Origin of the sequence: Collinsella sp. AF28-5AC (genome assembly GCF_003457875.1) — a bacterium.
In the GTDB taxonomy this organism is placed as follows: domain Bacteria; phylum Actinomycetota; class Coriobacteriia; order Coriobacteriales; family Coriobacteriaceae; genus Collinsella.
The window spans coordinates 76,324-89,418 of the sequence record NZ_QRTA01000009.1 but is presented as its reverse complement, the minus strand read 5'-3'; the positions used below and the strand labels follow the sequence as shown (position 1 = coordinate 89,418).

9 protein-coding genes and 2 tRNA genes are annotated in these 13,095 nt (G+C 57.7%); 1 reads left to right on the top strand and 10 read right to left on the bottom strand.

The genetic code is table 11. From position 1 onward, the window contains the following. Positions 1–532 precede the first annotated feature (532 nt). The 10 genes from DWZ01_RS07245 to DWZ01_RS07200 form a co-directional block, all read right to left on the bottom strand. Positions 533–608 (bottom strand) — tRNA-Lys (locus DWZ01_RS07245). Between the two features lie 28 nt (positions 609–636). After that, positions 637–1,917, bottom strand: a complete 1,281-nt coding sequence (locus tag DWZ01_RS07240; protein WP_117848471.1) for an aminopeptidase — start codon at positions 1,915–1,917, stop codon at positions 637–639. 89 nt (positions 1,918–2,006) lie between these two features. Further along, the gene (locus DWZ01_RS07235; RefSeq protein ID WP_117848470.1) at positions 2,007–2,582 is read right to left on the bottom strand and encodes a hypothetical protein; all 576 of its coding nucleotides are present in this window, start codon (positions 2,580–2,582) and stop codon (positions 2,007–2,009) included. Beyond that, on the bottom strand, positions 2,583–3,461 hold the full coding sequence (locus DWZ01_RS07230; protein ID WP_117743382.1) for a phosphoribosylaminoimidazolesuccinocarboxamide synthase: 879 nt from the start codon (positions 3,459–3,461) through the stop codon (positions 2,583–2,585). It lies immediately after the preceding gene. Positions 3,462–3,579: 118 nt separating this feature from the next. Next, a complete protein-coding gene (locus DWZ01_RS07225; RefSeq protein ID WP_369832484.1) occupies positions 3,580–5,025 on the bottom strand; it encodes an ATP-binding protein in 1,446 nt (481 codons plus the stop codon). 131 nt (positions 5,026–5,156) lie between these two features. Then, positions 5,157–5,879 (bottom strand): response regulator transcription factor, encoded by a 723-nt coding sequence (locus DWZ01_RS07220; RefSeq protein WP_117848468.1) that lies wholly within the window; start codon positions 5,877–5,879, stop codon positions 5,157–5,159. Between the two features lie 153 nt (positions 5,880–6,032). Beyond that, positions 6,033–7,244 carry a twin-arginine translocation signal domain-containing protein gene (locus tag DWZ01_RS07215; protein ID WP_117848467.1) on the bottom strand — a complete coding sequence of 404 codons (1,212 nt, stop codon included), beginning with the start codon at positions 7,242–7,244 and terminating at the stop codon, positions 6,033–6,035. After that, on the bottom strand, positions 7,244–7,507 hold the full coding sequence (locus tag DWZ01_RS07210; RefSeq protein ID WP_117848466.1) for a TIGR03905 family TSCPD domain-containing protein: 264 nt from the start codon (positions 7,505–7,507) through the stop codon (positions 7,244–7,246). Before DWZ01_RS07210 ends, DWZ01_RS07215 begins: the two co-directional genes overlap by 1 nt. 128 nt (positions 7,508–7,635) lie before the next feature. Then, positions 7,636–8,982 (bottom strand): adenylosuccinate lyase, encoded by a 1,347-nt coding sequence (gene purB, locus DWZ01_RS07205; protein ID WP_117848465.1) that lies wholly within the window; start codon positions 8,980–8,982, stop codon positions 7,636–7,638. A 295-nt stretch (positions 8,983–9,277) separates the two neighbouring features. Continuing rightward, positions 9,278–9,352 (bottom strand) — tRNA-Gly (locus tag DWZ01_RS07200). Between the two features lie 297 nt (positions 9,353–9,649). On the opposite strand from DWZ01_RS07200, the gene DWZ01_RS07195 reads away from it, so the two are divergent. Further along, positions 9,650–13,081 (top strand): SpaA isopeptide-forming pilin-related protein, encoded by a 3,432-nt coding sequence (locus tag DWZ01_RS07195; RefSeq protein WP_117848464.1) that lies wholly within the window; start codon positions 9,650–9,652, stop codon positions 13,079–13,081. Positions 13,082–13,095: the final 14 nt, after the last annotated feature.

Below are 13,095 nucleotides of genomic sequence, written 5' to 3'. Positions count from 1 at the left end.
CCGACCGGGCCGCGCGGCAAGGAGATATATTGCCAGACCGGAGGGGCGCCGGGAGCGGGAATAACGCACTCCATATTTTGTTCACAAATGAATAGGTCCCTCAGTCGCATCACTGGGGTTAAAACTGAAGCATTGGCTTCTGATATTGGCGATGACCAGCTGTTTTATGAGTATTGAGACATCGGTCATCTCTGGAGCGCTACTTTACCCCAAAGGCATCAGCTATTTGTTTCCCATCGGTAAAAGGCGGGTTTTGTTCGCCAAGCGTTCTTATATATAGATAGATACGGGTTCGAACCCGTGCACCGGCAACAAAAAAGACGGCCAACCGAAGTTGACCGTCTCAACAATCTTTGGGTGGGCCGTCAGGGGTTCAGCCTGCTTCGCAGGCGGCCGCTGCGGCGCTTTCGCGCCTTGCGCGCTGCGCTGGCAAACGCTCACGCGTTTCCTCAGCTCCGCGCCCTTTCGGGTTCGAACCCGTGCCGCGGCAACAAAAAAGCGGCCGGCATCCGCCAGTCGCTTTTCTATTCTATGGTGGGCCGTCAGGGGTTCGAACCCTGGACCTTGGGATTAAAAGTCCCCTGCTCTGCCAGCTGAGCTAACGGCCCGCGGGTGGCATTGTACCACGGTCTGGGACTATTCCCAACTCCATTGGCCGTTCTGGAAAATCACAACTTCACGTCCATCAGGCGTAATGCCCGTAATATCGATGTCGTCCGTGCCGATCATAAAATCAACGTGCGTGCTCGAGACGTTAACGCCATGCTCCAGGAGCTCTTCCTTGGACATGTCGTACCCACCCTCGATGCACTCGGGGAAGCCGACGCCCAGCGCAAGATGGCAGCTGGCGTTCTCGTCATAGAGAGTGTCATAGAACAGAACGCCGCTTTCGCGGATCGGAGTGTTCTTGGAAATGAGCGCGACCTCGCCCAGATGAGCGGCACCTTCATCGGTGTCAATAATGCTCGCAAGCGTCGCCTTGCCCACACGGGCATCGTAGTCCACTACGCGGCCGGCCTCGAACTTAATCCAAAAATCGTCAACCTTGTTACCGTGGTGAATGAGTGGCATGGCCGAGTACACGATACCGTCGGCACGCATACGATCAGGCGAGGTGAAGACCTCCTCGGTGGGGATGTTGGGGAAGAAGGGGTGTCCATCGGGCGTCTTACCCTTGCCGCCGGCCCACTCGTGACCCTTCGTCATGCCAATCGTCAGATCGGTTCCATTTGCTGCGGTGTAATGTAGGCGGTCAAAACGATTGTCGTTCAGGAAACGCAGGTTCTTTTCGAATGCCGCGTCATGAAGCTCCCAGTCGCTCTCCGGGTCCTGGCCATCGGCACGAGCGGTGTGCAGAATCGCATTCCACAGCTTATAGATTGCAACCTCATCGGCGTCTCCCGGGAACACCTCGCGCGCCCAAGCCACGACCGGAGCGCCGGCGATACACCACGGATTGATGTTGTAATCCAGTCCACGGCGGAAGACCTTGCACTGCGTGTTCCTTGCCTTAGAGGCTGCAGCGGGCTTGGCGGGATCGATACCCTTGAGAGCCGCAGGATCCGCACCCTCGATAAAGATAAAGCAGGCACCATCCTGGGCCAAGGAATCCAGCTGCAGGCGCTTCCACTCGGGCGTCTGCTCAAAATAGCTTTTATCGACATGCTCGTACGTAAGCCTTGTCACAGCATCATCGGCCCAAATGACCGTCACGTGGCCAGCACCAGCGTCATAAGCCTCGGCAACCACCACGCGCGCAAATGACGCGCACTCGACGGGAGACTGAACGACGACCTCCTGGCCGGGCTTAACGTTTACACCTTTGCGGACAACGAGACGCGCATAGTTTTTAATCTTGGGCTCCAGGGACTTCATGCCCTCCAGAGCCTCTTCGACCGTCAGGGCAGCTCGAATCATGTGCCACTCCATCTATCTATAGAACAGTAAAAAGGCGCGCCGCAAAAACGACGCGCCTTATATCTTAGCGATAAGTATGTATGCAAACGCTACTTCTTCTTGGAGTCCTTCTTGTCCTCCTCGGCAGCTGCGCGCTCGATAAGAGCGTTGAGCTTGTTCTCGGACATGCCCTCGGCCTGCGCGCGGTACATGTTGCGCAAGGGACGAATACGAGCGAAGTCGTAGATAAAGTCACCTAAGATGATGACATAGGACAAAACAATGCCGACCATCTGGACGGGACTGGACACCGTGCCGCCGGGAGCGAAGTAGAGCGAAGCCCAAATTGCCACGACGAGTACCATGCCAATGGCGAGCACAATCCACCAGATGCGACGGCGCTTGGTGTAGTCCTCGTCCTGCTTGAGGAGGATATTCGACACCGTATAGATGCGGTCCTCCTTGGCGCGCTGCTTAGCCTTGCGGGCGCGCTTCTCCTCTTTAGAGAGGCCCTCGAGGTTCTCGCCCTTCTCGAGCTCTTTGCGGCGTGCCTTAGACGAAGCCGGCACGACGCGAACGGAGCTCGCTGCTTGGCGGGCGGGCTTAGCAGACGCGGCAGACTTGCGCGCAACCCCGGTAACTTCGTGGGATTGCGTGCGCTTGTTCGTGGCGCTACGGGTACTCACTTATGCGTTCTCCTTCATGCTTGTGAACTGGGAGCCCGTGATGATCTGGAAGGCCTCGCGATAGCGCTCGGACGTGCCATCGATGACCTCGGCGGGCAGGTGCGGGGTCTCCCCCGTCATATCCCAGTTGGCCTTGAGCCAATTGCGGACGAATTGCTTGTCGTAGCTAGGCTGGATCTTGCCCTCCTCGTAGCTGGCAGCAGGCCAGAAACGGCTGGAGTCGGGCGTGAGGCACTCGTCGATCAGCGTGACCTTGCCATCAATAACACCAAACTCGAACTTGGTGTCGGCAATGATGATGCCACGGGTCGCGGCGTACTCGGCAGCGGCCTTGTAGATCTTGAGGGAAAGGTCGCGAATCTGCGCGGCGATGTCCTCACCCACGATCTCGCAGCAACGCTCGAACGAAATGTTCTCGTCGTGGTCGCCGATCTCGGCCTTCGTGGACGGCGTGAACAGCGGCTCGGGAAGCTTGGAGGCCTCGGTCAGACCCTCGGGCAGCTGAATGCCGCAGACGGTGCCGTTCTCGTCATAGGTCTTCTTGCCCGAACCGGTCAGATAGCCGCGGACGATGCACTCGATAGGAATCGTCTGGGCCTTCTTGACCAGCATGGCGCGGCCTGCGAGGTAGTCACGATACTCGGCAAACTCCTCGGGGAAATCCGCCGGATCGATGGAAACGAGGTGGTTGGGAACGATATCGGCAAACTTATCGAACCAGAATGCCGAGATGCGGTTGAGCACCTCTCCCTTAAACGGAATCTCGTCGGGAAGAATGAAGTCGAACGCAGAAATGCGGTCGGTGGCGACCATCAGCAGGTTTTCGCCGGCATCGTAGATATCACGAACCTTGCCACGGGAATCCGGACGACGCTCCATCGTTGTCACGTGAGTCACTCCTTACCTAAATACGACAGAAATGCGGGTTCTTTCCCGCATGTTTTCGCAAACTCGGAGCGGCAGGGACGCGGCCCCTCCTTCACCGAATAGCGAAAAGCTAGTGCTCCATTGTAGTAGATGCCGCGTCCGCCGTGTGCTCGCGGGGCAGATGAATTGTAAAAGTCGTACCCTTTCCAAGCTCCGACTCCACGGATATGTAGCCATGGTGACGCTCGACGATCTGCTTGGTCACGGCGAGGCCAACGCCCAGGCCGCCAGCTTCGCGGGCGCGGCTGGCATCGGCGCGCCAAAACCGCCCGAAGATGCGCGACAGATCGTCCTTGGCAATACCGATACCGGTATCCGAAACGGCAATACTGACATGCTTGCGGTCACTGAGCACCGACACCACGACCCAACCGCCCTCGGGGGTGTAGCGCATGGCGTTGCTCATGAGGTTGATGACGCATTGCGTGATCATGTCGGGATCGGCTTCGACGACATCGTCGTGCCCCTGGGTTTCATCTGCAAAGCGAAGACGAAGGTCACGGTCGGCAAACAGACGCTCCTGGCCGTTCACAATCGATCGCACGAACGGAACCATGTCCACCGGTTCTAGATTGAGCGGAGCCGTGCTGTTTTCCATACGCGATAGGTCGAGCATCTGCTGCACCAGACGAGCCAGGCGACGCGTCTCGGAAGCGACCGTCTCCAGGTGTTCGTCGTCGGTGGGATACACACCGTCTTGCATGGCCTCGACCGTTGCAAGCATGGCCATGAGCGGCGTGCGCAGCTCGTGTGCAACGTCTGAAGTCAGGCGCTTCTCGTGCTTCATATCTTTCTCGAGTGAGGTGGCCATCTCGTCGAAGGTCTCTCCCAGCTGATCGATCTCGTCATCACCGCGCAGTCCCGTGCGAGCCGACAGGTCGCCGTCACGGATTTGCTTTGCGGTACTGGTGATGCGATGAATCGGCTTGGTGAGCATGCGCGACACGAGCGATCCGATAACGACCGAAATGCAGATTGCAACAACCGCGGCGAGGGCCATGGCGTTAAAGGTCTTCTCCCTAAACGCAGAGTCCGCCTTGGTGAGCAGCGCGTCGGAGCCGATGGCCCACAGCTTTACCTGTCCGACATGCTCGCCGGAAGACGTTACAATCTCGACGTTAGCAACGCTATCGGAGTCGGTTGGAGCAGACGAGACCGGGCTATGCGATGCCCTCTTGCCGCTCGTGTCGTCGGTCGTAGCCTGGTTTTCGCGTACATCGGCGGTGGCGCTTGCCGAGGGCCAGGAATCGTCATAAACGATCACGCCCTTTTTATTGACGACCTGCATACCCAGATCGTCGGAAACCAAACTCGACGTTGCGACCGTGCGCAGTTCCCCCGCGGTCCAAGAGCCGTTTTCCTCATATGAGGTTGCCAACTTCTCGGCAGCGGAATTTGCGATTTCGACGATATTGGAGCGTGTGTAATCCGAAAAGACCGTGCCCCACACAACAGAGACAACGCCCACCAGCACCAATACTGTCATGAGCGATGTCAGAGCAAAAGCAAGTGCCATGCGCGAGGGATAGCTCATCGTTGGCCGTGAATCGGAACGAGGCGTGTTCCAACTAGCCTTGGAACCCGCCTCGCTCTCCTGCTTGTGCTTTTGTCCGATTTCAAAGCGCGCAGGTGTCATATGTGATTTCCCTATTTCTCGTCCGACTTATCGATCTTGGCCGGAGCCTCGAAGCGATAGCCGACACCATGGACGGTGTAGAGCCACTTGGGCTTCTTGGGATCATCGCCCAGCTTGGCGCGAAGATTCTTCACGTGGCTATCGATGGTGCGCTCATAGCCCTCAAAGTCATACCCGAGCACTTTCTCGACCAGCTCCATGCGGTTATACACACGGCCGGGATGGCGGGCGAGCGTGGTGAGCAGCTTGAACTCGGAAGCCGTCAGATCGACTTCCTTGCCCTCGACCAAGATCTTGTGGCCCGAGATATCGATGACCAGATCGCCGAAGTCGAGCACCTCGACGGCGGGCTCGTCGGCCTGATGGGCACGGCGGAACAGAGCGCGAACGCGGGCGACGAGCTCGCGCGGCGAGAACGGCTTAATCAGATAGTCGTCGGCGCCGAGCTCAAGACCGATAATACGGTCCTCGATCTCGCCCTTAGCCGTCAGCATGATGATGGGGACATCCGAGGTATCGCGAATGGTGCGGCAAACGCGCTCGCCGGGAATCTTGGGGAGCATAAGGTCGAGCACGACCAGGTCGAACTGATGCTTCTCGAACTCCTCGATCGCGGACTGGCCGTCGCCGACGCCCACAACCCAGTAGCCTTCGCGCTCGAGATAGGCAGCGACGGCGTCACGGATTGCCTTCTCATCCTCGACCAGCAGAATCTTTTTTGCATCTGAAGCCATAACACGGCCCCCCTGTCTCAATTAGCTAAGAACAAGCCCATTTTAACGCACCTGAACCCGCCGGATGCCGCTATGACGCGGCAGCTCGGCGGGCGGTACTCACAATTACAACGCGTTTATTCCCCTGTTGGCGCCTTTTTAACCCCTCTAAGCTTAAAGAGAGAACAGGCGTGCAGTGACCGTCTCTGGTATACCCTGGCTGTTGCGCACCGTGGCGTACGTAAGGAATGAGTCCGATTTTCCCGCCGTAGCTGGATAATCGCCATACTCCAAAGCGCGGTCGGGCGACAGCAGTGAGCCATAGGTCTTGGCAGAGGTGTCGATCAGGAAATGCGACGCCTGTACCTTAACAAGGTATTTATTCTTCTTGCCAGCCGCACATGCGAGCGGCTCGCGTGACAGAAAGAGGTACGGCCCTCCCTCATTACCGATATACGTGCCCATATTGCCCAGGCTGCCCACGCCACTATAGGCCGCCTCGATAGAAAACACGAAGGTATCGCCCATATACACGGCCTCGAAAGGCGAGACTGACGAGGGAAGGACTAGCTGGGCACGCTTGGTGTTGTTGCCGTCGGTCAGATCGATTGCCGTTATGCCGTAGTAGACGCCCTCGTCGTTGCGGACACGCGGCGAGATGGTCAAAATGCCGTCGCTCGCGCGCGGGGCCGATGCAAAGCGGCCCGTCGATTTCCAAATTGTCTCGGCCTTGGATTCATCAAGCGAGCGACGATAGCAAAACGAATCACTACTCGTTTTATTGCCGCCTGCCGAAGGCATTTTATACCAGATGACTGATGACCCGAACGCCGTAAACAGGGGCGGATCATAGTCCTTGCCACCTCGATCGAGCTCAACCGCATCGCCAGAGAGCGAAGCGCCCGACAGATTTTGAGCGTAGAGCTTCCACGATGAATTGGCAAAGTTCATCTCAACCCACGCGAATACGCCGTCGCCGGCGCGGACATCGTAGAATGCATATCCCGTGCCCTCGACAGGATCCTCGATTAATGTGGTAAGCGAGCCATCGCCCAGGTTGAGCACACCGAGCGTGTTGGCGTGCAGTGCCGATGCGGGCGCCATCATCGCCGCGGCGTAATCGCCGTCGCAGTAGTACAGCAGCGTACCCAGAGGCAGCGTCCACGACGCCGCCGGCTCAAGATCGATGTCGACTGCCTCGTACTCATCCGTAATCGAGATGATTTTGGAATCGTCCTTGATAACCTGCGGCTCGCCGGCAGCATCATCGCTGGTACCCGGTTTTTTCGAGCATCCGGCAAGCACCGTGGCAGCGCCCGCGGCAGCCCCACCGAGTACAAAGCCGCGACGCGATATTCCGTTCTTGATGTGATCGGCGATACCCATTAGGCGATCTCGGCGCGAGCGGCCTCGATAGCGCGCGTAAGCTGGTCGGCGCAGGAGGTCTTTTTCATACCGCAGGTATTACCGGCGAGAACCTCGATTACGCGATCGGCAGGAGCGCCCTCGACCAGCTTAGAGATTGCCTTGAGATTGCCGTCGCAGCCACCGGTAAACTCAACGCCCATCACCTTGTTGCCGTCATCGGAAAGGTCAAGGTGAATATTGCGAGCACACACGCCCTGAGGCTTGTAATCAAACGAAATCATGCGATCCCCTCTCAGAATGTTATTCGAGACGACTATTATCCCCGTCTTTCCCTAAATGCAACGAGGCGCTTCGCCGGCAACACACATTACCAGCAAAGCGCCCTAAAAAGCTAACGTTATGCCCGAACCTACTCGAAGCTCAGCTGCTCCAGACGATCAAAGACCGTGTCGATACGGGTGAGGAAGTCCCACGGATCAAAGATCTCGTCGAGCTTTTCCTTGCTGACGGTGCAGCGCGGGTCAGCCTCGAGACGCTCCTTAAAGGTAGGGCCGGAGACACAATCCTGTACCTCGTGCCAGGTTGCCATGGCGTTCTCCTGCACAATGGCGTACGCGTCCTCGCGGGTGATGCCCGTGTCGACGAGGGCGAGCAGCACCTTGGAGGAGAAGATGAGGCCGCGGGTCTTATTGAGGTTGGCCATCATGCGGGCAGGGTACAGCTGCAGGCCGTCGATAACGCGAATGAGGCACTGGAACATGTGGTCGAGCGCGATGAAGCTATCGGCCTGGGCGACGCGCTCGGCAGAGGAGTGCGAAATGTCACGCTCGTGCCACAGGGCGACGTTGTCGAAGGCAACCTGCGCGTTGGCCTTCACGACGCGCGACAGGCCGCAGACCTTCTCCATGGTGATGGGGTTGCGCTTGTGTGGCATGGCTGAGCTGCCCTTTTGGCCCTTACGGAACGGCTCCTCGGCCTCGAGCGTATCAGTCTTCTGCAGATTGCGAACCTCGGTAGCGATGCGCTCGCAGGTGGCCGCAGTGGTGGCAAGAACGCCGGCGAGATAGGCGTGATGGTCGCGGCTGATAACCTGCGTGGACAGCGGGTCGTGAACCAGGCCCAGGTGCTCGCAGACGTACTCCTCGACGAACGGCTCGATGGAGCTGTACGTGCCGACAGCGCCCGAGATGGCACCAAAGGCAACGTTCTTGCGGGCATCCTCAAGACGGTCCAGATCGCGCTTGAGCTCCCAGGCCCAAGAGCCAAACTTCATGCCAAAGGTCATCGGCTCGGCATGGATGCCATGAGTACGGCCGGCGCAGAGCGTGTTGCGCTCCTCAAAGGCGCGACGCTTGCAGATCTCGCCGAGTTTTTTGACGTCCTCGATGATCAGGTCGCAGGCCTGGGTGAGCTGGTAGCACAGGGCCGTGTCGCCCAGATCGGAGCTGGTCATGCCATAGTGAACCCAGCGGCTGGGCTTGGGGTCGTCCTCGGGAACATCGGCATCGATGTACTCCTTCATGTTGGTCAGGAAGGCAATGACGTCGTGGCGCGTGACTTCCTCGATCTCATCGACCTTCGCCTTCTCAAAGTTGGCATGGTCGCGGATCCACTGGGCCTCGTCTTTGGAAATACCGATCTTGCCGAGCTCCGCCTGGGCCTCGCAGGCCAAGACCTCGATCTCCTGCCAAATGGCGTACTTGTTCTCGAGGGAGAAAATGTGTCCCATCTCCGGGCGGGTATAGCGATCGATCATAGCGGCTCCTTTTTGGTTATTGGCACGTTGGTCGTAACCCATCCATTGTACCGTGCGCAGGTGCAAGTATGGGCAGCAGGCATTAACCTAACATTTTGGAATTGGAGCGAGCAACGGGACGTCCGCGTTATTTGCTTCGCAAATCCGCACCGGCTTCAGGCGCCTGTCGGCGCCTTCGCCTGCTCGCTACAAACGCTTCGCGTTTGCTTTACGCTCGCACCCTGTCGGGTTCGAGTCCCGGCGCTTTATTGAAAAAAGCACGGCACCGTAATGGTGCCGTGCTTGTGCTTCTGGCTGGAGCGGGCAACGGGACTCGAACCCGCGAGTGTCAGCTTGGGAAGCTGATGCCTTACCACTTGGCGATGCCCGCATATGTGGGGGATAGTATAACGCGGTTGTCTTGTTCGATACAAGGGTGTCGATGCTTGTTTTAGCTGTGGAGAATCGTTTGAAAACCGCGCCAATTGTGGAGATGAGGACCTTTGTCTTTCTTTTCTTACCATCTTCTACCTGCATTTTTATCTGATTGTTGTATTTGAGCTCGATTTGTCAGAAATCGGGCAAGCTTTTGGTCAGGCTCCGGTACTTACCCGCATGAACCTCGGGGGTAGCCTCATCCTACGCGTCGCAACCTCCCCATGCGGCGCACGAGGGATAAGGAGCAGCCATGTCCAACGCACCCACGCACTCTGTCCACAGCGCAATCGCAACAGGTCCGCTGCTCCTGCTCCTCTTCCTGCTTTTCGGCTGCCTGACACCGGGAGCCGCATTTGCCGTCGATGGCTACGATCAGCTCGGCTTCCGCACTATTAGCGATGATTGTGGGCCCTTCTTCATCGGCAAGTATGAAGCTCAAGACGCCTCGATTGCCTACTGCATGAACCAGGAGCGCCCCGGCCCCACCAAGCCGGGCGGCCCATGGCTCAACTTTGATCAAGGCTGGGTGTGGCTCGACGACGAGTTCGCGGCAATCGTTTGTCACGGATATCCTACCGCCACGTCGTTTGGCGGTTACCATCTTTCACCCGATCGCGCCCGCGCCGCAACCCAGCTTGCCGTATGGATGCTCAACGGCACTACCCATGTCGACGGTACTTACTCTTACACGACCGCTCAGGGCAAAACCAAGAGTGGGCACTTTACCACTGACAATGAAGTCGTGGCGGCGGCGCGGTGGCTCCACGACAGCGCAAAATCAGGAAGCATCAAAGCCGCTCCGCACCGCGCGCGACGCTATCTAGGAGCCGTATCGGGCGGCAGCAAACGTCAGGACATGCTCTATGTACTGCCGGCGGTCTCTGTTTCCTTCAAAAAACAGTCTGCAAACGCCGCCATTACCAGCGGAAACAATACTTATCAGTTTGACGGGGCAACATTCGATATTTTTGAGAGCGCCAGCGGCGCGCATGTCGGCACCATCCAGATGGACAGCAACGGTCGGGCGCAAGCAACACTTCTGCCCAACACGGCATACTACCTAGTTGAAACGAAGGCGCCGGCCGGCTATGTCCCCCGTCGTGATCGCATCGCCTTTACCACGGGGAATGACGGTGGACAGGTCGCCATTGATGAACAGCCCGGCACCATCAACCTGCGTATCGTAAAACTCGATGCCGCGACGAATGCCGGCCCCCAGGTGGGATCTTCACTCGCAGGAGCAGAGTTCACGTGTGTGTCGCAATCAACCCCTGGATGGGCGCAGATCCTCACGACCGACGAAAGCGGTCGGGCTACCCTCGTCGATGTCCCCTTAGGAACCTTTACCATCTACGAATCAAAAGCCCCCGAGGGCTACCTGCCATCCAACGACAGCTGGACCTATACCGTTGGAGCCGACCAGCTCGGCGATTCAGGCGTAGTCGAGATCGAATCTCGCATTTCCGATATCCCCATTGCGTTTGACCTTGAGATTTCCAAATTCAAGGATTACGGCAATAGCGACCAATCCGGCCTGGAGCAACCGGCGGGTGGTGTTGTCTTTGAGGTTGTCAGCAACAGTTCTCAGCAGGTTGTTGGCACACTGACCACAAACATCTATGGCTTTGCCTCCACCAAAGATCAGCCCGAAGCATGGTTCGGCACAGGCAAGCGACCCGCCGGTGTCCACGGAGCTGTCCCATACGACCGTGCCGGCTACACGATTCGCGAGGTTCCGGAAACCGTCCCCGAGGGTTTTAAACGTGCAGGGGAATGGACCGTCGGGGCCAATCAGATTTCCAACGGCGCCGAGCTTCAATATATCGTGGACAACCACGCGCTGTCGACGCATCTCCAGATTGTAAAACGCGATGCCCAAACAGGCGCTTCTGTTCCACTAGCCGGATTCACCTTCCAACTCCTCGACAGCAAACACGAACCCGTCTCACAAACTTGCTGGTATCCAGCACATAACGTAATGGACACCTTTACGACTGACGCGACCGGGACCGTCACACTGCCCGAATCGCTCGTGCCGGGCACCTATTATGTACGCGAAACCTCGGCCAAAGAGCCCTATCTTGTCGGCGAGGAGATCGAGGTAAACATACCCGCCGACATGAACCTAACGCCCGTTGCAATCGCCTCGTATTATGACCACGCCGCGACCGGAAACATCAGGATCGTTAAAACCGATGCCGTAGACGGCAGCAGGCTCGCGGGCGCCATCTTTGAGATCCGTGCCTCGGGTGATATCGTGCGCCCCGATGGTAGCATTGCCGCGATCGACGGTGAGACCGTCGCGACCGTCGCGACGGATGAAACTGGCGAAGCACGCGCAGACAACCTGCCGCTGGGATCTGGTACCGCGCGCTACGAGGTTGTCGAGACTCAAGCGCCGACCGACTTCTTACTCGACCGGACGCCCCATATCGTAGACCTCGCTTATGCCGACCAGAAAACGCCCGTTGTAGAAGCACGGCTTAACGTATCCGACGATTACACCAAGGTTGATATCTCCAAGGTCGATGCAAGCGGTGAGCAGGAAGTGGAAGGCGCACAGCTCACCTTATATGGTCCCGATAAAACCGAAATAGACTCCTGGACCTCATCCGACAAGCCGCACCGCGTCGAACATCTTGCACCTGGCACCTACTCGTTGCGCGAAATGATGTCTCCGCGGACCTATGACCTTGCCGAGGAGATAACGTTTGAAATAAAGGATACGGGAGAAGTCCAATCCGTCGCGATGAAGGATGCACCCATCGAGATCAAGGGGCAGGTCGACAAGCGTCAGGAACTTGTCCAACCTATCGAAAAGGGCCTGTTGGCTAACGGCGATGGTAAAAACCGCGCCGCGACGCAAACCAATAGTGATGGGCTTTTCTCCTATACCATCGATGCTCGAAACGATTCCGCTACTTGGGTTGATGAGTTTACGATTACCGATGATCTTGAGTGCGCCAAAGACGGCACAGCGAGATTCATCTCAATCGAAACCCCCGTCGCCATCGGCGACCTCAACGGCCTGTGCAACGTATGGTATCGCACGACGCCGTTGGACTCGACAGACGTCGATGAGCCGGCAAACGCGACACTTGACGATGGGCACGAAAATCCTTGGCTTGAGTCCGACGAAGTAAAAGAGAGCCTGGGTGAGGACTGTCGCCTCGTCGATTACGACGGTTGGCACCTCTGGAAGGCGGATATCTCGACCACGGAATCCACCACACTCGAGGCGAAAGAACTCGACCTTGCATCCAATACCGTCGTAACGGGCATTCGAATTGAATACGGTGCGGTAGCCGCCGACTTTACGACTCGAAGCGATGCGGATTCTTGGACCCGCGATGATCTCAAAGATGAGCACGACGACCTTGACGATGCCAAAGCAATCCTTGGCACAGACGCTCGGGGCGCAGTCGTACACATGCAGGCAACGTCGGCTTATACGCCCCAAACCGCACTCACCAACAGCGCGCGCGTCGATCTTTGCCGCAACGGTGGCGGCGATAAACTTGAGTCACATGACGAGGACAGCGTCATTCAACGCTGTACCCTACCGCAGGACCTACCGGCAACAGGATCAGTTCCCATCGCCGCTTGCATCACCGCGCTCCTGACCTCGGGTGCCGCAGCCCTATGGTTCGCTCGCCTTAGGTCGATCCCAAAGAAGCGCTAGCGCGATGAAAAAGC

Coding starts and splice junctions, on each gene's coding strand:
- DWZ01_RS07240 (WP_117848471.1), bottom strand. CDS start 1,917: ATGATTCGAGCTGCCCTGACGGTCGAAGAGGCTCTGGAGGGCATGAAG.
- DWZ01_RS07230 (WP_117743382.1), bottom strand. CDS start 3,461: ATGGAGCGTCGTCCGGATTCCCGTGGCAAGGTTCGTGATATCTACGAT.
- DWZ01_RS07225 (WP_369832484.1), bottom strand. CDS start 5,025: ATGGCACTTGCTTTTGCTCTGACATCGCTCATGACAGTATTGGTGCTG.
- DWZ01_RS07220 (WP_117848468.1), bottom strand. CDS start 5,879: ATGGCTTCAGATGCAAAAAAGATTCTGCTGGTCGAGGATGAGAAGGCA.
- DWZ01_RS07215 (WP_117848467.1), bottom strand. CDS start 7,244: ATGGGTATCGCCGATCACATCAAGAACGGAATATCGCGTCGCGGCTTT.
- DWZ01_RS07210 (WP_117848466.1), bottom strand. CDS start 7,507: ATGATTTCGTTTGATTACAAGCCTCAGGGCGTGTGTGCTCGCAATATT.
- purB (WP_117848465.1), bottom strand. CDS start 8,982: ATGATCGATCGCTATACCCGCCCGGAGATGGGACACATTTTCTCCCTC.
- DWZ01_RS07195 (WP_117848464.1), top strand. CDS start 9,650: ATGTCCAACGCACCCACGCACTCTGTCCACAGCGCAATCGCAACAGGT.